This is a genomic window from Saccharicrinis sp. 156, from assembly GCF_050589685.1.
GTDB lineage: Bacteria > Bacteroidota > Bacteroidia > Bacteroidales > Marinilabiliaceae > Saccharicrinis.
The window spans coordinates 65,206-87,574 of the sequence record NZ_JBNGOS010000016.1 but is presented as its reverse complement, the minus strand read 5'-3'; the positions used below and the strand labels follow the sequence as shown (position 1 = coordinate 87,574).

The window sequence follows — 22,369 nt, the reverse complement described above, 5'->3', positions numbered from 1 at the left end:
GAATGTTATTGGGGTTAGGGTACAAGTGACAGTTTATTGGGAGACACAAAAATAACTATGTATTGACATGTTAAGGTAATAAATGTATCGGGGCATTGGTATTTTTTGAACTCCAAAACGTACATTCATCCACAAATATTTTGTTAATTTAATTGGCGATGTTCCCAACATTTTTGTAGCTTGTGAGGATTAAAGAAACGTATAACCTTCACAAGCATTCCCCTATGCAAACCAAAAACATACTAAGCCTAATCGTCCTGATTATTTCTCTGATTTTAGCAGGATGCAAACAGAAACCCAAAGAAGTCCAACAACTTTCCGAAGTTAAATACAACAAAAGAGTATCTGCCTTTACTTCAGGTATGGTATCTAACCAAACCGAGATTATGGTGCGGTTCTCTAAAAATGTACCCGGAGCTGAACCGGGTAGTCCGGCTTCATCGAGCATCTTGGAAATGACACCTGACGTCAAAGGTGAATTCTATTGGCTCGATAACCAGTCGTTAGCATTTAAGGCAGCCGATAAAATGGAATCGGCCACCGTTTACAAGGTGAAGGTAAAACTAGGGCAGGTATTTAAAGATGCCAAAGAAGATTTTGAATTTTCGTTTCAAACCATCACCCAAAATTTTAGGGTTGAGATGGGCGAAGTTTCGCCTTACGAAAAAACCAACCTATCGGATAATAAACTCAGTGGGAAACTGATTTTATCAGACTTTGCCGAATTGGACAAGGTGCACCAAATGGTTGTTGCCGACCAAAAGGGAGATCCATTGGAAATTGAATGGCTATCCTCTGCAACAGAAAATCATTATCCTTTTTTGATTCACCATATCAGCAGGGGCACCTCATCAGATAATATCAAGATTAGAATTAAAGGTAGGCCCATAGGTGTTGACAAAGAAGACAGTAAGAAAATTGAGATCCCTTCCGTTGATGATTTTGAGTTGATTAGTTGTAAGGCGGTTTTTCTGCCACGTCAGGCTATCGAAATTTCTTTTACCGATCCTTTAAATCCCGGACAAGAGTTGGCAGGATTGATAGAGCTGGAAAACAAAACAGCCTTCTCCACCGAAATTGAAGACAATATCATTAAGATACTTCCAGGCAATTCGTTAAGTGGAAGCATTAGAGTGACTGTTCATCCTGGAATAGAAAACATATTAGGCGCGATAAGTGATGAAAAGGAATCTTATCATGTCACTTTTACCAGCTCAAAACCCCAGGTGGAATTTATTGGGAAAGGTACCATTTTACCCGAGTCATCAGGCTTGACCCTTCCTTTTAAGGCGGTGAGTTTGAAAGAGGTCCAGGTGCGAGTGATCAAGATATTTGAGAATAACATCGCCTCATTTTTACAGGTTAACCGACTGGACGGAAACTACCAACTGAAACGGGCTGGCCGGCTGGTTCTTAAGAAAACTATTCCGCTGAATACAGATAGAACACTGGACTTAAATAAGTGGAATACTTTTTCCATCGATTTGGACCAATTGGTTACGGTGGACCGGGGAGCGATTTACAGGGTTGAACTGCGGTTTGACCGAAGAAATGCCATCTATCCTTGTGCCAGTGAAGACGAAAGTTCACATGCTAACCAGGAATCTGACCCGGATGAAATTACCGAACGTGAAATAGCTTATTACGACACGCCCGAAGGAGGTTACAGCTATTACGATAACGATTATTATTACGGCAGTTGGCGCGACAGGGATGATCCATGTAAACGAGCCTATTATCACAGCAATCGTTTTGCCAGCAGAAATATTCTGGCTTCAAATATTGGAATTATTGCAAAAAAAGGAGCCGACAAGGAGATGGTGGTAGCGGTTACCGACTTGCGAACTACCGAACCATTGGCGAATGTGGACGTCGAAATTTATAATTATCAGAATCAGCAGATTGCTTCATCAAAAAGTAATGGAAATGGGTTGGTTAGGGTTGATGTTACTAAAAGACCGTTCCTGTTGGTGGCCAAACAGGAGAACCAACGTGGTTATCTGCGATTGGATGCAGGTTCTTCACTCTCCTTAAGTCGCTTTGATGTAGCCGGACAAACCATCAATAATGGACTAAAAGGATATATTTATGGCGAACGTGGTGTATGGCGACCGGGAGATACCCTGTTCGTTTCGTTTATTTTAGAGGATAGAGATAAAAGTCTGCCCGAGGAACACCCTGTGGTTTTTGAGTTGAGCAATCCTCATGGTCAGTTGGTAAAAAGAATAGCCAGTACCGATGGAGTTAACAACATGTATTTGTTTAAGGTGGATACGGATGAAGATGCACCAACCGGTAACTGGCAGGCTCGTATTCATGTAGGGGGTACCTCCTTTAATAAAACACTAAAAGTAGAAACGGTTAAGCCGAACCGCCTGAAAATAAAAATGGATTTTGGGGTAGATATGATATCGGTTGCCAAGCCATATATCAGTGTCGATATGGAAGTGAAATGGCTTCATGGCGCTGTGGCGAAAAACCTGAAAGCCGACGTAACCGCTACTTTAACCTCCAGCCCAACTAAATTTAAAAGGTTCAATGATTTTACTTTCGATGATCCCTCGCGTTCCTTTACCAGCGAAGAAGTCACCTTTTTTGAAGGAAAAACCAATGCCGAAGGAGTAGCCAATATGCAAGGTAATTTAGAGGTGAGCGACCAAGCACCCGGAATGCTGAAGGCTTCTTTCCGCACACGTGTTTTCGAGGAAAGTGGTGATTTTAGTATTGATAGGTTCTCCATTCCTTACAGTCCTTACAAATCGTACGTGGGCGTTAAAACCCCTACAGGCGATAAACGTGGAATGTTACTGACCGATAAAGACCATACTATTGAAGTAGCCACTGTAGATAGCGAGGGAAACCCGATCTCGAAAAATCGATTGAAATATGTTGTGTACAAAGTAAATTGGCGTTGGTGGTGGGAGAGTGGCGCCGATAACCTGGCTCGTTACGTTTCTTCGTCCTCGCAAGATATCGTCCAGAAAGGTTATCTGAACACTGAAAATGGAACTGGCTCATTTGACTTTAAGATAAAATACCCGGCCTGGGGACGTTATTTGGTGCGGGTGTTCGACCCAGTTAGTGGTCACGTTTGCGGAAAAACGGTTTATGTGGATTGGCCGGGATATGCAGCCAAACCTATGAGCGACAATCCCGAGGCTGCTTCTATGCTAACTTTATCAACCGAGGAAGATAAATATAACGTAGGACAAAAAGCCCAGGTAAACTTTGCCTCATCGGAAGGTGGCAGGGCGCTGGTAACCATCGAAAACGGAACCCGCATCATCCGCGAATATTGGGTTCGTACGCAAAAAGAATTTACCTCGTTTAACTTTGAGGTCACCAAAGAGATGACACCCAATATTTATGTTCATGTTACTTTGTTGCAACCACATGCCCAAACTGCGAACAATCTCCCTATTCGTATGTATGGTGTAACCCCGTTATTGGTTGAGGATGCCGAAACGCATTTGACACCGGTGATTGATATGCCGGAATCTTTGATGCCGGAACAAATGGTAAAAATTAAGGTAAGTGAAGAGAATGGCAAACCCATGACCTATACCTTGGCTATGGTTGAGGAAGGATTATTGGATTTAACACGATTCAAAACACCTAAACCCTGGAATCATTTTTATGCCCGTGAAGCATTAGGCGTGCGTACCTGGGATATATACAACCAGGTGATTGGTGCCTATGGCGGACAAATTGAAAAAGTATTTAGCATAGGTGGTGACGGCGATTTGGCCAAAGTGCAAAAAGATCCGAATGCCAACCGTTTTAAACCCGTGGTAAAAGTTTTTGGCCCGTTTGAATTGAAACCAGGCAAAAGAAAAACGCACGAGTTTAAGATGCCGCAATATATTGGTTCGGTACGCACTATGGTAGTGGCCTGTAACGAGCGCATGTACGGAAACACAGAAAAAACAACTCCGGTTAAAAAACCATTGATGGTGCTGGCTACCCTGCCTCGGGTATTGGGACCGGGCGAAGCAGTGATATTACCAGTCACAGTGTTTGCCATGCGCAACGATATAAATAAAGTGGATTTGACGGTGGAGACCAACGACCTGTTCAACGTGGTGGAGGGAAATAAACGTACCATCACATTTGATAAGGAAGGTGACCAGGTAGTCCCTTTCTCATTGGATATTCCCGAGAAGTTAGGTGTAGGTAAGGTAAAAATTATTGCCCAATCGGGATCAGAAAAAGCTGAGCACGAAATTGAAATTCAAGTTCGTAATCCCAATCCGCCCAGGGTTACCTCGGTGAGTAAAATATTGCAAGGCAAGGAAAGTGCCGGTATTCCTTACGAACTGTTTGGTATGGAAGGAACTAACAATGCCACCATAGAGGTGTCATCCATTCCTCCGGTCGATTTTGGTCGCAGGTTAAAGTATTTGCTTTGTTACCCGCATGGCTGTGTGGAACAAACCGTAAGTTCCGTGTTCCCACAATTGTTTCTGGAAAATGTGATGGAGGTGGACGGCAATACCAAAGCATCCATCGAAAAGAATATAAAAGTGGCTATCAGCAGGCTTTCTGCCTTTATAAATTCGGATGGTGGTTTTAGCTATTGGTCGGGACAAAGCAAAGCCAACGATTGGGGAACCTCCTATGCAGGTCATTTCCTTCTCGAAGCCGAAAAGAAAGGTTATAGCCTGCCACTGAACTTTAAAAGCAAATGGATTAACTATCAGAAAAAGCAGTCCAGCTCATGGTCGAACACGGCTGAATACAAATACCGACAGTTAAACCAGGCTTACCGACTATATACCTTGGCGTTAGCCGGGAAACCGGATAAAAGTGCCATGAACCGCATGCGCAATTCAAACTCGCTAAGTCGTGTAGCTAAGTTCCGATTGGCAGCGGCTTATGCGTTGATAGGACAAAAGGATGTGGCGAAAAAATTGATTGAAAACCAAAGTACGTCAATTGAGAACAGCAACCATTATTACTATTATTCTTACGGTTCGGTGCTGCGAGACCAGGCCATGATGTTGGAAACACTGGCCCTGCTTGGGGACTTGGACACCGCTGCCCCATTGATGAAGGAAATAGCCGATCAGCTGAGTTCGCAGCGATGGTTGAGCACACAAACCACAGCGTACTCGTTGATCGCATTAAGCCAGTTGGCCGGAAACTCCAATGGTTCACGGGTTGCTTATGCTTACAGCGGAACAGGCATTAAAAAGGAAAAAGTATCGTCGGACAAGCCAGTGAATCAGGTTCAATTGCCTACCGATATTCCAACTAAAGGTGAAGTGAAGTTCGAAAACCATGCCGATGGCGTTATGTTTGCACGTCTGATTTTGGAAGGAACTCCGATTACCGGTGATTCGGTGAGTGAAAGCTCCAATCTGAAAATGAAGGTGGAATATACAACGTTGTCCGGGAAGCCCATTAGCGTGCAGAAGTTGCTACAGGGAACCGACTTTAAAGCTACAGTTACCCTCACTCATCCAGGACAGTTATCGCGTTATACCGATATGGCGCTAACACAAATATTCCCATCGGGCTGGGAAATCAGAAACACCCGTATGGAAGACGTGAAGTCGGTTTATGAGGCCAGCATCCCGGATTACCGCGATATCCGCGACGACCGCGTGTATACCTACTTTGATTTGGAACGCAGAAAATCGCAAAAGTTTGTGGTGCTGCTAAATGCTACCTACCAAGGAAGGTATTACCTGCCATCGGTATCGTGCGAGGCCATGTACAACAACCAGATTAGCGCACGGAAAGCAGGCCAGTGGGTTGATGTTGTTGGGGAGGAGTAGGTACAAATATAAAATTAGAGTATACAATATTAAATAACCTCAATAAATAATCAGATATGCCAAAAGCTTTTTTATCACATAGTTCAAAAGACAAGGGATATGTTCAAGTAATTGCCAATAGACTTGGTAAAGAAAAAGTTATATATGATGCAATGACTTTTGAGGAAGGAAATAGATCAATTGAGGAAATTATTTCGGGATTAAAATAATCTGATATTTTTGTTTTCTTCATTTCAAAAACGGCATTAGAAAGTAAATGGGTTAAAGAAGAAGTACTTCATGCTCATAATCTCTTTAACAATGGAAGTATAAAGAAAATCTACCCAATAATTATCGATTAAGATATTACATACGACCATAAAGATATTCCAGATTGGCTTAAGGAATATAATCTTAGATATGTAAGTAAGCCCTCAAAAGTTGCACAAAGAATTTTACAAAAACTCAAAATAGTCACATGGGAATTGTTTCCAGTAAATAAAGAAAAAGAACAATTATTTATTGGCCGGCATAATTTAAAGAAAGAATACCATGAAAGGTTGTTTAACTTTGAGCTTCCATCTCCAATTGTAAATATTGCATCTGGTTTTGAGGGGGTTGGTCGTAGGAAATTTCTCTTAAGTGCATTAAAAGACGCAAATAACATCAAAGATTACTATAAACCCCTATATATGTTATTGCACAGTAGGAGTAGTATTGAGGATTTTATTTTAGGTTTATTTGATTTAGGGCTTACGGATTCAATTTCAAGAGAAGGTCTTATTGATTTTTTGAAGATTCCACTTGAAGAGAAGATTGAACTGGCTAAAATTCTATTACTTGATATTTTTGAAAGTGAAAATAAGATTTTTATTATAGACAATTATGCAATTGTTAATTCTGATGGAACTATAGTTGACTGGTTTGTTTCATTAATTAGAGAGTTACGTTGTATTCCAAGTACTTTTTTGTTTTTAATTTCACTTTCAAAAGTCAGATTCAATGAAATTAAAAACAACGATTACATTTATGCTTTATCAATACCTGAATTGGATAAACCTGAAAGAAACAATTTGTTCCAAGCGTTATTAGGTATTGAGAAGCAGTAAGTTGTGTTTGATGATAAGAAAAAAATCTCTGATTTGTTTACAGGTTTTCCTGCACAAATAAAGTTTGCAGTAGATTACATAAAAAATGAAAATACAAAATTACTCTTAGAAAGAGTAAATGAACTTGTTGATTATAATTCAGAAATTATAGCTAAGGTAATACAAAAGTTTGAGGGTAACGAAGAAGCCTTATCGCTATTAAAACTACTTTCTGATTATGAATATTTGAGCGTTAATTTTTTAGATAAAATATATTCTGGACTACCTGATAAGGAAAAAAATCTTTTGCACGATTTTTCTTGTAGCCTAATAATTGATCATTTCGGTGCTAGTGGTGAGTATATAAAACTTAATGATGGTATACGTGATTATATAAGAAGATCAGGTATAAAGCTACCTGAAAAATTATATTTTAGACTTAGAAAGATAACAGAAGAAGGATTACAAAACTATACAGATATTGAGGACGACTTATCTGAATTCAATATTACAATACAAGAAGCATTTGTTAATGAAATTGAAATTCCTGAATCCTTTTTGATACCATCTCATTTCCTTCTTGCAATGAGAGAGTTATATGATAATCGTAAAAATTATGAACAAGTTATTGAATTAGCAGATAGAGCATTAAATAGTTATTCACATTTGGATAATAAAATTGAAATTGAAATTAAAAAATGGTTGTGTTTAGCTCTTTGTAGAAAAAGAAATCCTAGATTATTAAAAGAAGTTCAAGAAATAAAAGGTCCCGATCACAACTTTATTATTGGTTTTTATTATCGACTGAATAAAAAGTATGATAAAGCACTGGAACGACTACTTGATTTAAGAGATAAATATCCAAATTATTATAAAGCCAAACGAGAATTGGTGCAAGTTTACGTAAGTACAGAGGATTTTGAAGCAGCATATTCATTGGCAAAAGAAAATTATGAGAATGATAAAAACAATCCATATCATATTCAGAGTTACTTAAGGTGCGTTTACCGAAAAAAAGAAGATATAGAAAATGCTGACCAAATCATCCAGAGGCTATTACAACAACTAAAAGAAAGTTCTCATGAAAAAGCAGCTGAAATGTACTATACTTCTAAAGCTCAATTTGAAACATTCATTTTAGAAGATAGGAATATTGCTTTAGGGACTGTCAATGAGGCAATTCAGTTCTTTCCGTCCAATATCTACCCTTTACTTATTAAGTTGGATATATCTAGAAAGTTCTTCGATGTTTTTAGTTTAGCTTCAACACTCAAAACACTTGAAGCTAAATTTAAAAATCATGATTTATACTATAGATTAAGCTTTTTGTGTGCCAAAAGATTATTTTTCGCTCTAAATGGTCAACTTTAACAAGCCAATCAGTTTATTGATAATAAAATTGTTCCTTTTTACCCTCCAAGTACAGCAAAAAGATTGAGAGAAGAAATTCTACAGGTAAATACTGGACAAAATATTTTGTATAAGTAATTGATGTAAGAAGCTAAACATAAAAGATTGTAATCCGTTCAAAATCCATTAGGATTTGACAGGAATGCGATCTCCGTTACAGTAAGTGTCCTTATATACTGTATAATATTCAAACAAAAACGAATGAACTTATGCCTCAGCGAAGGATGAACCAATATCAATAGATTAAGCTTATATCATTCCAGTACAAACCATCCCAATGCAACAAATAATCGAAAAAATATCTGAAGAAAAAGGTGTTCCATTCTCAATGGAAGAATCACCTATGTTTAATGGTAAAATGAATGTTCCGATTAAGGTATACAAACTAAATTATCCTTCAAAAACAGGTCACATTCATCTAATCGGTGAGTACCGTAGAAATACCTGGCAAAAACCAAGTATGTTAAAGCACATCCATAATACTGATATTTATTTGTGGGAAATCAAATTAATAGTAGATTCGAAATTGCCCAAGTTTAAAATAGAAAAAAACTCCTGGTTAAAGACTGCATTTCTGCACCAACATGTTTTGAGCATAAAATGCAAAGACGAAAGGCTATATAGGTCTCTTTATTATTCAGAAAAGTTAGCAGACTTGTTAGCCGGGAATAATGGCAAATTATCGGGAACGATTATATCTGATGGTCATACAATGTACACTAACTTCAATACCATGTTGAATCATGAACAGTTAATAACAAGAGCATTGGAAACCTTTGAAACAATTGAAAATATAATATGAGCGAATACCAATTTTACGAATTTAAATCAGTAGACAAAGCTCTTACCCCTAAACAAAAAGAAGTCGTTTCGAGTTGGTCGAGCAGAACGGTGGCCACAAACACAGGCGCAGTGTTTACATATAGCTATTCCGACTTCCCTAAGGATGAACGCAAAGTGGTGGAGAAATATTTTGATGCCATGTTTTACGTTTCCAATTGGGGTAGCCAAAGGTTGATATTTAAAATCCCTAACGAATTCGTTGACAAAAAAAAGATTAAGCAGTATTGTACCGAAGGATTAGAGGTTTACGAATATGACAACTTTGTTTTGATAGATATTTGGAGTGAAGATGAAGATGGTAGAGATGGTTGGGTTGAAGGAGAAGGAATGTTAACATCGCTTATTTCGCTGAGGGAAGATATTATTGCTGGCGATTATAGGAGCCTTTACCTGGTTTGGTTAAAAGATAGCGTTGATGATGTTATTTATGAATACGGAAACGTTGATGAAGAAAGCAAAGAAGCTGATGTTCCGGCTGGTCTGAACGAACTTAATGCTTCTCTGAAAGAGTTTATCGATGTTTTTCAAATTGATCAAGATATTATATCAGCAGCATCAACAGTTAGTGCACCTTTAAAGTCCTCTACCAATATTGACTATTCTAACATGGTAGAAAAACTAACGGAAAAAGAAAAAAATGAATGGCTAATACGGCTTATAACCAACGAGCCTTTGCTGTCGGAAAAGTTTAAGCGCCACTTTGCCAAAAGTAACCTCAACAATGATAATAAAAGGATTCCACGTAGAACAATCTCAGAAATCGTTGAAAGAATATTATCAATAAGGGAAGAGCGCAAAGCCAAAGAAAAAAGAATTAAGGAAGAAAAGAAACTCGCCAAACTTAAAAATATTGAAAGCAATGAACATAGGCTTTGGGATGACATCGACAATTTTATCAAACAAAAAAAGCCTAAATCTTACGACGAAGCCGTTAAAAATTTAAAGTTGTTAAAGGAATTGGCTATCCATAAATATAAATATGACGAATTTGAAAAGAAGGTTGAATTATTAAAACAACAATACAGCAGGTTGAGAAGTTTGCACGAAAGGATATACAATGCAAAGCTATAACTAAACCAAAACAAGATTTATTGCTCATGTTCAGGTTTTGATTAGTTACTACTTCATGCGGTTCAATAAAGTATCTATAACATTGTTTATTCAATTATTAGATTAAAAACCGTAAGAATGTTAACTAAAAGAAGCTTTTTGAAACACCAGACTGCCCTAATATTATTCATTTCACTATTTCTGTGCTTAATAAGTTGCGGCAGCAACTCAGAATCGGAAAAAGAAGCTACTCCCGCAAATGATAATCCTACGGGGGTGGATGATAACCTTACTGTTGACGAGAACAGTAGTGCGGGAACCGCCAACCAGATAAACGTTTCGGCAAACGATAAAATAGGTGATGATGGTGGTGACGGAGACGATTACAGCCTATTGGCCAATCCCGGCAACGGTACGGTAAGCGAAATCAAGGACGGCGTGTTTGAATATGTTCCCAGTACGGATTTCTATGGTTCTGACAGCTTTACTTACACCATTACCGATAAAGATGGCGATGATGATATGGCCACAGTAAATGTTACGGTAAACGAGGTTGAGGATGTACCTACTGCCGAGGATTTCGAAAATATAGACCCCAACTTACCATCTTTTGTATCCATTGACGATACAACTCCCGAAGGTAAAAGATGGGTTAAGTTGGAGAGCATGTCGGATGAGTTTGATACATGGGACGGTAACAAATGGTTTAAGTCCACATGGAATTATGGCGTACCTGTTTTTATGTCAAAATCGGATAACAATTCAGGAGTAGCAGACGGAAACCTTTGGATCAGGGCTACCCTAAACGAAAGCAATCCCGAAGGCAGGTGGTTTCAAACAGCCAGGATTCATTCAAAAGCAGAAACCAGTTACCCTATGTACACCGAAGCCAGCATTAAAGCGGCATATATCTCGGCTTTTAATACCTATTGGTTAAATAATGGTAACTCCGAAAACAGAGATGAGATTGATATTATCGAAAACAACCCCAAACCTTCTTGTGGGTGCCAGCCAGAGTTTCCCACAAGAATGAACTCCCAGTATTTTCATGCCAACTCGGATGAGACACCTGGAGAGATAAGGGATGAGGATAATTTCTTAAGTACCAACTTATCCGATGCCAATCCGGGCAAAGGGGTAAAATGGAACGAGGCATACCATACCTTCGGTGTTTGGTGGAAGGATTCTAAAAACATTCAGTTTTATTTGGATGGCGAACCGGCAGGCAGCGTTGTGGTTGGTCACGATAGGTCGGGCACAACATACGAACATCGGGAATTTACAAGGGAGCTTGAAATTATATTTGACTTATGGACCTACGATGCCAACTGGATAGGCGGACTAGCGATTAAAAGTGATTTAAGTGATAACAACATCAATACCATGAAAGTAGATTGGGTACGAACCTGGAAACTTGAAGACGAATAATACGATATTGCATCATTCATAAAAAGGTCCAATGCTAAATAATAGCATTGGACCTTTTTTTATCCACCTGCTTTTTTGTATTTTTCAATAGTGAAAAAACGATCTAGGATTAAAATGAAAGCAATCTCCAACAATACATTAGCAATCCTTATTCTATTGGTCTTTATTTATTCTTGCTCAAGTGCCCCAAAGAATAAAATAGAAAGTCAGGATTTATATCCCTGGTGCATTGTTGCATATGATTCATTGGAGCGGTCTCCTTCAGAACGTATCAACATGTTAAAACAGCTGGGTTTTGAGAAATATGCATACGATTGGCGTGATAAACACCTCGATAATACTTTAACGGAGCTTAATTTAGCAACCGAAAACGATATTGAAATTATTTCCGTTTGGCTTTGGCTTAACGCAAAAAGAGATAGCCTGGGCAAACTAAGTCTTGCGAACGAAAGGTTTTTTGATATTATTAAGCAAGCAAAGCTCAAAACCACCATATGGGTTAGCCTGAGTGAAAATTTTTTTAAGGATCTTGATCAGGAAAAATCGCTCGAAAGAGCCACTGATGTTATTCGGTTTATTGCAGAAAAAGCAGAAGGAATAGATTGTAAAGTAGCGCTTTATAATCACACTGGATGGTTTGGTAACCCATTTAACCAACTAGAAATCATTAAAAATTTACCTCAATATGAGCTAAGCATGGTTTATAATTTTCACCATGGACATAATTCTATGGATGAATTTCACATACTAATTAAAGCTATAAAACCATATTTATCGGCTGTTAACTTAAATGGTATGGAAAAAGATGGCCATAAAATCCTTGCCATTGGTAAAGGTAATTATGAGAAAGAAATGATACAAATATTAAAAGAAGCCGGATTTAAAGGACCATGGGGAATACTAGGGCACGTAAAAGGAGTGGATGTAGAGAAAATATTAAAACAAAATATTGAGGGGCTAAAAGCAATAGAAGGCGAATAAGCATTTCGCAAAAAGATAAACAGCATACCGCAATCCAAAATAAAATCATACAATAATGCAGTCAAGAAGAAAGTTTATTAAACAAACAACTATAGCAGGAACAGCTGCATTACTGGGGTCCAATACCGTTGCTGCCAATTTGGGATTCAATAATAACTCAGGGAATAACGATCTTAGTGTACATATTTTTTCAAAACACCTTCAGTTTCTCGATTATAAAAACATGAGTGAGGCTGCCAAAGAAATGGGTTTTGATGGAATAGATATTACGGTAAGGCCAAATGGACATGTTTTGCCGGAAAGGGTAAAGGAAGACCTTCCCAAAGCTACAGAGGTCATGAAATCTTTCGAACTTAAGCCGCAAATGCTTTCAACCCATGTAAGCGATGCCAATAATCCCATTCATAAAAATATTGTGGAAACTGCGAGTCGTTTAGGTTACCAATATTACCGTTCAGATTGGTTTAGATACGGTAAGGAGCAGACTATATTTGAAAGCCTTGATTATGCAAAAAATAAACTGAAGGAACTTGAACAGTTAAATAAAAAAAATAATATAAGTGCAACATACCATAATCATTCAGGCCATTTTTTTGGGGCCGCTATTTGGGATTTGTATCAAGTATTTGAACTGCAATCACCTAAATATATTGGGAGTCAGTACGACATTATGCACGCCATTGTTGAAGGGGGCAAGAATTGGGAAATTGGATTTAAACTAATACGTCCGTTTATTAATACTTTGGTAGTGAAAGATTTTATTTGGGGTAAAAAAGATGGTAAGTGGGCTCCGGTTTTTACACCCATTGGTGAAGGAATGGTTGATTTCAGAAAATATTTCACCATGCTAAAACAATACCAAATTAACGTTCCAATGTCTATCCATGTTGAATATGATTTAGGAGGTGCAGAGCATGGCGAAAAGCCAACCATAAGTAAAAAGGAAGTATTAAAACGAATAAAAGGGGATTTAGATTTTATAAGAAAAACCTGGAAAGAAGTTCAATGATATTTCTATATGCATATACCCCATAGCGGAAAAATGGAGCCATGGATAACCTCCATAACCTACTCAACCCAAAGGAGATGTGATTAAAAAAAACTATTTTAAAAAGATTTCCTGATTTTAAACAAGGAGATGACAACCCGTTAAACCCGCAATATGCATTAGAAATTCTATAACACATTAAAATTACTTTAAAACAAGACACTTCGTTGCATCACTTCAACTCACCAGAACGATGCTCCCGAAAGTAATCGGGACAAGTGATGCCTCGTTTCAGTAATGCCTTGTTTTATTGTACTTGCAATGCTCATGACGAACCTCCAGTACATAATCCGGGTTAAATAAAAATGGCAAGTATGTAAATTCGAACATATACGATGCTGATTTTTGTGATGGAGGTGGATCGGATTGGTAATACTTAGTATGAAAAATGCTGTATGTCAATTTTTCTAAGGAGGTTGAGCTTTAAAATATGTGACAGCAAAGACGATTGGTAATAATCTGAAAAATAAATTAACGTTATTATGCAAACTAACCTAACATGGAAAAAAGGATTGTTCTCCAGCAATTACAGCATTTACTCCAATGGAACCCTAATTGGGGAATTAAGAGATAAAAGCTTTTCGCAATCTGCTTATGGAGAAATGGATGGTAAGAAATATGTGTTTAAAACAAAAGGTTTCTTTAAACAACATACTGATATTATTGATGCTTCGAACGGAAGAATTATAGGACAAATAAGCTATAACAATTGGATGACAAAAGCCACCATATCATTAAACCATAAAACCGTGTTTTGGAAATACGATAATATATGGAATTCGAAATGGAGTATTTTTGATTCGGAGGGAACGGATGTCAGGTACTTTAGTTCTTCAAACAAAGGTAGCATAGAATCAAACTCGGAAGATCCGCTTTTAATATTGAGCGGACTATTTGTAACCAACTATTATGTGCAGATGACTATTGCTGTTATGGTTGGGGTATTTGTACCCATAATTACAACACTGTCAAATTAATTGTGAATCGGATGTGATGGGCAATAAAATAGCAAGTTAAGCCAATTACATTGCTGCTATAATTTAAACCTTGATTTGGACTAAAACATAGAATCAGGAAGCCAGTCAAACCAAAGAAAAACGAACCATTGATATTGCACGAGCCAATATTTTCGGGTTTATTATGCTTGTTCCCATCCTTGTGGTCTTTGCATTTCCTTATTATCAAATTTAGGGCATATTTGCAGCATCCAAGAATTTTCGGATAACCTGGCCGGATGTGTTTTTTTCTGGAGCTAATTGCCTTTATTGCAATAGTGCTAGTGGGTGTAGAGGCGCACGAACCTATTCATAAAATAACATGGACCCTCTATGCTAACAAAGGTTTTAGGTCGATAAAGTTTGGGTTAAGGTGGAAAATGATTATGCCTTATTGTTATTGTAAGAACCCCCTAAAGTAAAGCATTATATCGTAGGAGCTAATAAGCCCGCATTGCTTTTAGGCATTATTCCGTGCTATGTTGCTATGGCAATAGACCACTCAGGATTGTTATTTTTTGGTGTTTTTTTTACCATGGAAGCTACTGGCGATTTTATAATCATTCATCTTGTCCGTAATAAAAAAACAGAAGTTTATTTTTGGATCACCCTTCAGGAGTAGGATGTTTTGCGGATCGAACACCGGAGTAAATTGTTTGAAATTACGTTCAATTAAAATTTATATATTATATTAACAAAGCAGTTTGCAATATTTGGTAACAAAAAGAAATAAACAGATGAAAAACACCTTAATACAATTCACACAAAATGGTATGGGTAGCGGCAGTGAGGAACTCGCTGTTTCCCTAGTGGCCATTTATTTAAAACTAATTAACGAAGAAAATAACTTACCTCAATTTATTACCTTTTACAACGGAGGTGTAAAGCTCATTTGCGAGGGATCCACCGTGTTGGAAATATTAAAAATTATCGAAGGGAAAGGTGTAAAGTTGGTGGCCTGTAAAACTTGTCTGAGTTATTTTAATTTGCTGGATAAAAGGGAAGTTGGCGTGGAAGCAACTATGCTCGATATTATTAACCTTCAAAAAATGGCGGACAAGGTAATTAATGTATAAAGTTGCAAGCCAAACCTGGTTTATTAAAAATATAACAATATGGCGTATGATGAATTTTTGGCGGACCGTATCCGTGGTGTGTTAAATACCAGGGGTATCTCTTTTGAAGAGAAAAAAATGATGGGTGGATTGTGCATTATGGTTGATGATAAAATGTGCGTGGGCGTTATCAAAAATAATCTGATGGCACGAATTGGTCCCGACAATTACAAAGAAGCTCTTGCAAAAGAAGGATGCAAGGAAATGGATTTTACCAAGAGACCGATGAAGGGCTATGTGTATGTTGAACCCGATGGCGTAGATATGGACAGCGACCTGGAATACTGGGTTCAGCAATGTCTGGATTTTAACCCTAAAGCTAAATCAAGTAAAAAAAACAAATGAAATGGCGTGGTCACCTATGGCCACAGGCAAGAAACAATTCATTGAACACATGAGCATGTAGCCTGTTCCGAACTTAATTGTGAATATTTTAAATTACAGAGAATTTGAGTGTTTTGTTAGGTTTTAAGGCAAAAAGTTGATCTGTAGAAAAAAATATGTTATGATCTGTGATGTAGTATAAAGGTAAATGCAATGGTAATTATTGGTTAAATGATTGAATATTCAAACGAATTGTATTTAAAATCTAAAAAAATACAAAAATGATTTTAGGGATAACAAAATGGTTCTTGTTGCGTAACCTCCAACATGATAGAGAGAATTAAGTCATATGTTTCGGTGGGACAATATAGTTCTGCCGATGGATTAGACTATTGGAGAGAGAGAATCTTTAAGAGCATCTTACTTGTTATTATCATTTTTGGGATTTTTCCTTACGGTTTTGGGATGTATATGGCGTTCAGTCAAGAAATATATCCGGTTGCTGTTGTAGATACATTGGTTTATGGCGCCATTATTTATTCTATATTTACCAAAGGTATTTCGTTAATTAAGCGCATATATTTTATTGTTGGCCTAATATTTTTTATCGGAATAGCTTTAACAATACTGGTGGGTAAAGATGGGGCAGGCTTTAACTTTGTGATTGGCTCCATTGTGCTGTCCTCTTTGCTTCTTGGTCTGAGGGGAGCAATTATAAGTCTAGTGGCCACATTAATAACCGTATTGCTTATTGCATTAGGTATCTATCTGGATGTATTTGGTAACCTAAGGGTTACGCAGTACACCCCTATCGAATGGATTGCGGTCTCCATCAATATCATTGCCGTAGGTGCTATGACCGCTATTCCGCTGGCCATCTTGTTAAAAGGCTTAGAAAGTACTATTGATGGACAAAGAAACCTGCAGCAACAATTAACTAATAAGGTATCCCAATTACAAAAAGCCAAACAGAAAGCGGAGCAAGCGGATTCATTAAAAACAAATTTCCTCGCTAACATGAGCCATGAAGTCCGAACACCTCTCAATTCTATTATGGGATTTTCGGAACTGGTTTTAAACGGGATGTATAGTGACGAGGACGAGAGAAATAAGTATATGATGACTATTAATCAAAGTGGCAGTTATCTTCTCAATATTATTGAAAATATTATGGATTTTTCGATGATTGAATCTAACCAATTAAAATATACACTACAATCGTGCAACCTAAATGTAGTGCTCGACGAATTAAAGAATATATACAGACACCCCAACACAACATCTTCAGACGTTAATGTTTCATTTAAAAAACTCAACGGCAGTGATACATTCGTGATCACCGATGCCCATCGATTAAAGCAGGTGTTTATTAACCTGATAAATAATGCCCTCAAGTTTACCGAGAAAGGAGAAATATCGGTTGGGTTCAGCAATGACGAGCAAGGTATGACCCGGTGTTTTGTTAAAGATACCGGAGTTGGAATTACTCCAGATGCCCAATTAGCCATCTTCGATCGTTTTGTAAAGATTGAAGGGTTAAACCAGGTTAAGGATGGCACAGGACTGGGGCTGCCAATTTCTAAAGGCATTATCGAAGTAATGGGAGGTACGATGTGGGTCGAGTCAGAAGTCAACAAAGGCTCAACATTTTATTTTACCATTCTTAATGAGTAAATTATTCTTCAATTTAAAACCATTTGGTTAAAAACCCTTAAATACACCTGTTTATATTTCTCTTTTAATATTCGTATCCTATAAAACCAGAAATAAACCTTACCTTTGCACCCTCATTTTTTACGATGTTATGCAGGATATAAGAAATATTGCAATTATAGCACACGTTGACCACGGTAAAACTACCTTGGTAGACAAGATGATAATGGCTGGTAAGCTGTTTAAAGATCATCAGGAAGTTGGCGAGTTAATCATGGACAGCAACGATTTGGAGAGAGAGCGGGGCATCACCATTCTTTCAAAGAACGTTTCGGTCATGTACAAGAACACGAAGATTAACATAATCGATACCCCGGGTCACTCCGATTTTGGTGGAGAGGTAGAGCGTGTATTAAATATGGCTGACGGAGTTCTGCTTTTGGTAGATGCCTTTGAAGGGCCAATGCCACAGACCCGCTTTGTATTGCAGAAGGCTCTTGGTTTAGGTTTAAAACCTATTGTCGTTATTAATAAAGTTGATAAGCCTAACTGTCGACCCGAAGAAGTGCACGAAGCAGTATTCGACCTAATGTTTAACCTGGACGCTACCGAAGACCAACTGGATTTTGTTACCGTTTATGGTTCAGCAAAAAATGGATGGATGAGCACCGACTGGAAGGTTCAAACAAATGATATATCTGCTGTTTTTGAGGCTGTATTAGAAAATATTCCTGCACCAGAATATAACAAAGGAACGCCACAGATGTTAATTACATCGCTGGATCACTCTCCTTACACCGGACGAATTGCCATTGGTCGTGTTCAGCGAGGTGAGTTAAAAACTAACCAGCAGGTTTCATTGGTAAGTAGAGATGGTTCTATCACCAAAACCAAAATTAAAGAAATCAACGTTTTTGACGGATTAGGTCGCACAAAAGTTGATGAAGTTAAATGTGGTGAACTTTGTGCGTTGATTGGATTAGAAAGTTTTGACATTGGGGATACTGTAGCCGACATCGAAAACCCGGAAGCCTTAGATCCTATTTCGATTGACGAACCAACCATGAGCATGTTGTTTACCATTAACAATTCACCTTTCTTTGGACAAGATGGTAAATTCGTGACATCTCGACATATTAAAGACAGACTAGACGCTGAACTGGAGAAAAACCTGGCGCTTAGAGTTGAAGATACCAATTCGGCGGATGCCTGGAATGTATATGGCCGTGGCGTTCTTCACTTGTCTGTATTGATTGAAACCATGCGTCGTGAGGGCTATGAGCTTCAGGTTGGTCAGCCCCGTGTAATCATTAAAGATATTGGGGCAATCAAACACGAGCCAGTTGAGGAATTAACTATCGATTTACCAGATGTGCATTCGGGTAAAGCAATTGAAATGGTGAGCCAACGTAAAGGTGATATGTTGAGCATGGAACGCAAGGGCGACCGCGTGGTTATTGAATTCCACATTCCTTCAAGAGGAATCATCGGATTACGTAACGCCATGTTAACAGCAACCGCAGGAGAGGCCATTATGGCACATCGCTTTGTTGAGTTTCAGCCGTACAAAGGCGAAATTAATAAGCGCTTAAATGGTTCTTTAATTTCCATGGAAGATGGAGCAGCGATTCCTTACGCGTTGGACAAGCTTCAGGACAGAGGGAAATTCTTTGTTTCCCCACAGGAAAAAATATATAAGGGTCAGGTAATTGGCGAAAACAATCGCGATGGGGACCTGACCATCAACATCACCAAAACCAAAAAACTAACCAACATGCGTACCCAAAGTACCGATGACAAGGTTAGATTGGCACCTCCGATCATATTCTCGCTAGAGGAAGCATTAGAGTATATACAAGGAGACGAGTATGTGGAAGTAACACCGGAAGCGATCCGTATCCGTAAAATATATCTTGAAGAACACGAACGTAAGCGTTTAGCGAAGCAATAAATAATAACGTAAGAAGTTATTTATTGATTTGCTGTTTTTCGAGTTAGCAGCGAGCCGCATCTGTTTCAGGTGCGGCTTTTTGCATTGCGAATGCAGCGAATAGTTTTATTTTTACGATTCACATAAGAAATTTAACTACTGTGCAGAATATATTATTGTACAGTGAGTTATATTGAGTATCATAATACAAACCACCATGATAAACGCCTTTAAAATTATTAGCATATACATTATGCTATACATGGCCAATGCACTCTGGAAAGTTTTTTACAATATATATTTGGCTGAAATAGGTTTAACAGGTGCCGAAATTGGCACACTCAATTCAATTATTCAGGCAACTATTTTTGTCGCTGTAGTTTTGTGGGGCCGATACGCAGATAAAAAAGGAATTCGCCCAACATTGCGCGTGGGCATGGTAGCCACTTCAATATTGATGTGTTCATTAGCTTATATGAACGGTTTCTGGATTTTGGTTTTCTTTCTTCCTGTTCTTACTTTTTTTTATCACCCATTAGGCGCGTTAACAGATGCAATGGCTATGCAATATGCCGCGATTGAAAAAAAACATTCGTACGGCAGTTTCAGGTTATGGGGATCGTTAGGCTGGGCGCTTGCAGCTATTGCCGGTGGATATTTGTTTACATCGGTATCGTTAAAATACACCTTTTTTATTGCCGCAATTCTTTATTTAATCAACATACCATTTCTATCTACCCGCAAAAAAGTACGTACCTATAAAGCCAATTTTAAACTGGTGGGCCTTAAGGATGTGATTGACAACAAACCTTTGCTTTTTTTTATAATTATTTTGACTTTCTACGGGATTGTGTGTTCCCCCATGTTTTATTATCTGAACTTATATTTTACGGAGCTCAAAGCCTCTAACACCGTTGTAGGATTGGCGTATGCAATTATGGCCATTAGCGAAATCCCCTTGTTTTTGCTTGGCAACAAACTATTAAAGAAATTCGGTATAAAATCTATCATGATCTTAGCAATGTCTTCCATTGTTGTCAGGTATTTTGTTTTAGGCTATTTGCCCAATGTACAATTGGCCCTGGCAATTGGTTTGTTGCAGGGTGTTTCTTTTGCTTTTTTTCTGGTTGCTGCGGTCAGGATTATTGAAAAACTAATGCCAGAAGGACAACATGCCACAGCCCAATCCATCATCTGGGGGACATATATTGGCATAGGGCAAACGATTGGAAACCTTGCCATTGGTTTTTTACTCGATTCAACGGGAATGATTGGGGTAATGAAAATCTCTGTTTACGCGAGCCTTGGCTGCGTATTGGCTGCAATCGTTTATTTTAGGAAGTTCGATTGGGAAAATGGGCACCAATAAATTACCGGGGTTTGAAAAATTTAAAAAAACAGGTATGATTTAAAATAAGCAAAGAAACCTAAATATTGCTATTTGTCAGTATTTACAAGAGGAACGGTAAACTTAAAATTAGAACCTTTATTCAATTCCGACTCCACCCATATCTTTCCATTAAACAAACCTATCATTTCTTTGCATATGGATAGTCCCAGACCTGTACCTCCAATGCAGTTTTTAATCGTAGATTCGGCCTGGCTAAATCGCTCAAAAACAGATTCGTGCAAATTGGCCTCCAAACCCACTCCTGTATCCTTTACATAAAACTGGAGTTCATCAACGCTTTTCGAACAACCCAACTCAATACTGCCGGAGTGGGTGAATTTAATGGCGTTACTTAACAAATTGCTAACCACCCTGCGCAATTTATCCTCGTCACAAACAAAATAAAAGTCATCATCTATTGTATCCATCGATGCAATCATGGTCACCTTAGGATTCATTAAAGGGGCAAATGTGTAGAAAAAACTATCTAAAAACCCGCGCAACCTAATTTTAGTTAAATTAACCTTCATCACCCCGGTTTCTAACAGGGAGGTATCCAACACATCATTGATCACAATTAAGAGCTGTTTGGAACTATCTAAAATAACGTCCAGATAAGAATTGACCATCTCATTTTCCGTTGACTCAAATTGTGCCAATTCCGAAAAACCGATAATTGAATTCATTGGGGTACGGAGTTCATGGGATATATTTTGAACAAATGCAGTCTTGAGTCTGTCATTTTGCTTTGCCAATGCTTCCGCCCTTCTTATTCTAGTCAAATGTTTTTTGGTCAATAAAAACAATAGAATAGCTGTTGCCAGAACATAAAACCAACCTTTGTAATGCTGAATTTCTGTCATCAATAATGGATCATCCGTAAAGCTGGAAACCAAACGGTCAGAATACAAAATCCAGCCGAACCCCAACAATAAATAGATGATAGCTAACTTATATTCAAACTTGATCTTATCGCCCAAAAACAAATTATTCATAACACCATAATATAATGATTTTACAAAAAATCGTATAGGTTATATTACAGCCACCTAACGATGTTTGGTTAAACATATGGATTTTCTAATTATAAACAGATTATTTTATTTACAATCTAATTTTAGGGCACAAAAAAAGCCACCCGAAACAGATCGGATGGCTTTTAGCTCCCCCTTCAGGACTTGAACCTGAGACCCTCTGATTAACAGTCAGATGCTCTAACCAACTGAGCTAAGGAGGAATAAACCCTGGTAAACCAAGGTGGAAATATATATGTTTGTTTTTAGCTCCCCCTTCAGGACTTGAACCTGAGACCCTCTGATTAACAGTCAGATGCTCTAACCAACTGAGCTAAGGAG

At 38.0% G+C, this 22,369-nt stretch carries 16 protein-coding genes, 2 tRNA genes and 1 pseudogene; 16 read left to right on the top strand and 3 right to left on the bottom strand.

The window, feature by feature from the left end:
* Positions 1-224: 224 nt before the first annotated feature.
* The 16 genes and pseudogenes from ACRD64_RS11870 to ACRD64_RS11795 all read left to right on the top strand — a co-directional run bounded on the left by ACRD64_RS11870 (position 225) and on the right by ACRD64_RS11795 (position 20,993).
* Entirely contained in the window at positions 225-5,780 is a 5,556-nt protein-coding gene (locus ACRD64_RS11870; RefSeq protein ID WP_430933576.1) for an alpha-2-macroglobulin family protein, read from the top strand.
* 56 nt (positions 5,781-5,836) lie between these two features.
* Positions 5,837-5,989 carry a hypothetical protein gene (locus tag ACRD64_RS11865; protein WP_430933575.1) on the top strand — a complete coding sequence of 51 codons (153 nt, stop codon included), beginning with the start codon at positions 5,837-5,839 and terminating at the stop codon, positions 5,987-5,989.
* Between the two features lie 255 nt (positions 5,990-6,244).
* Complete coding sequence (locus ACRD64_RS11860; RefSeq protein ID WP_430933574.1) at positions 6,245-6,868, top strand: hypothetical protein; 624 nt, start codon at positions 6,245-6,247, stop codon at positions 6,866-6,868.
* A 3-nt stretch (positions 6,869-6,871) separates the two neighbouring features.
* Positions 6,872-8,218 carry a tetratricopeptide repeat protein gene (locus ACRD64_RS11855; RefSeq protein ID WP_430933573.1) on the top strand — a complete coding sequence of 449 codons (1,347 nt, stop codon included), beginning with the start codon at positions 6,872-6,874 and terminating at the stop codon, positions 8,216-8,218.
* 316 nt (positions 8,219-8,534) lie between these two features.
* The gene (locus ACRD64_RS11850; protein ID WP_430933572.1) at positions 8,535-9,059 is read left to right on the top strand and encodes a hypothetical protein; all 525 of its coding nucleotides are present in this window, start codon (positions 8,535-8,537) and stop codon (positions 9,057-9,059) included.
* Positions 9,056-10,171, top strand: coding sequence for a hypothetical protein (locus tag ACRD64_RS11845; RefSeq protein WP_430933571.1), 1,116 nt, complete (start codon positions 9,056-9,058; stop codon positions 10,169-10,171). The genes ACRD64_RS11850 and ACRD64_RS11845 overlap by 4 nt, the downstream gene beginning before the upstream one ends.
* 117 nt (positions 10,172-10,288) lie before the next feature.
* Complete coding sequence (locus ACRD64_RS11840; protein ID WP_430933570.1) at positions 10,289-11,578, top strand: Ig-like domain-containing protein; 1,290 nt, start codon at positions 10,289-10,291, stop codon at positions 11,576-11,578.
* 114 nt (positions 11,579-11,692) lie between these two features.
* Positions 11,693-12,559: a sugar phosphate isomerase/epimerase family protein gene (locus ACRD64_RS11835; RefSeq protein ID WP_430933569.1), complete on the top strand. Its 867-nt coding sequence runs from the start codon at positions 11,693-11,695 to the stop codon at positions 12,557-12,559.
* A 55-nt stretch (positions 12,560-12,614) separates the two neighbouring features.
* Positions 12,615-13,568: a sugar phosphate isomerase/epimerase family protein gene (locus tag ACRD64_RS11830; RefSeq protein WP_430933568.1), complete on the top strand. Its 954-nt coding sequence runs from the start codon at positions 12,615-12,617 to the stop codon at positions 13,566-13,568.
* Between the two features lie 521 nt (positions 13,569-14,089).
* The gene (locus ACRD64_RS11825; protein WP_430933567.1) at positions 14,090-14,584 is read left to right on the top strand and encodes a hypothetical protein; all 495 of its coding nucleotides are present in this window, start codon (positions 14,090-14,092) and stop codon (positions 14,582-14,584) included.
* 445 nt (positions 14,585-15,029) lie between these two features.
* A pseudogene (locus ACRD64_RS11820) lies at positions 15,030-15,224 on the top strand (hypothetical protein); the annotation flags it as partial.
* A gap of 115 nt (positions 15,225-15,339) precedes the next feature.
* Positions 15,340-15,678 (top strand): DsrE family protein, encoded by a 339-nt coding sequence (locus ACRD64_RS11815; protein ID WP_430933566.1) that lies wholly within the window; start codon positions 15,340-15,342, stop codon positions 15,676-15,678.
* A gap of 39 nt (positions 15,679-15,717) precedes the next feature.
* On the top strand, positions 15,718-16,062 hold the full coding sequence (locus tag ACRD64_RS11810; protein ID WP_430933565.1) for a TfoX/Sxy family protein: 345 nt from the start codon (positions 15,718-15,720) through the stop codon (positions 16,060-16,062).
* A gap of 306 nt (positions 16,063-16,368) precedes the next feature.
* Positions 16,369-17,715 (top strand): sensor histidine kinase, encoded by a 1,347-nt coding sequence (locus ACRD64_RS11805; protein WP_430933563.1) that lies wholly within the window; start codon positions 16,369-16,371, stop codon positions 17,713-17,715.
* Between the two features lie 130 nt (positions 17,716-17,845).
* Entirely contained in the window at positions 17,846-19,645 is a 1,800-nt protein-coding gene (gene typA / locus ACRD64_RS11800; RefSeq protein ID WP_430933562.1) for a translational GTPase TypA, read from the top strand.
* A gap of 196 nt (positions 19,646-19,841) precedes the next feature.
* Complete coding sequence (locus ACRD64_RS11795; RefSeq protein ID WP_430933561.1) at positions 19,842-20,993, top strand: MFS transporter; 1,152 nt, start codon at positions 19,842-19,844, stop codon at positions 20,991-20,993.
* Positions 20,994-21,061: 68 nt separating this feature from the next.
* Here ACRD64_RS11795 and ACRD64_RS11790 read toward each other — a convergent pair whose 3' ends face one another.
* The 3 genes from ACRD64_RS11790 to ACRD64_RS11780 all read right to left on the bottom strand — a co-directional run bounded on the left by ACRD64_RS11790 (position 21,062) and on the right by ACRD64_RS11780 (position 22,368).
* The gene (locus tag ACRD64_RS11790) at positions 21,062-22,009 is read right to left on the bottom strand and encodes a sensor histidine kinase (protein ID WP_430933560.1); all 948 of its coding nucleotides are present in this window, start codon (positions 22,007-22,009) and stop codon (positions 21,062-21,064) included.
* A gap of 168 nt (positions 22,010-22,177) precedes the next feature.
* Positions 22,178-22,251: transfer RNA gene (locus tag ACRD64_RS11785), tRNA-Asn, on the bottom strand.
* A 46-nt stretch (positions 22,252-22,297) separates the two neighbouring features.
* Positions 22,298-22,368, bottom strand: a tRNA-Asn gene (locus tag ACRD64_RS11780).
* Position 22,369: the final 1 nt, after the last annotated feature.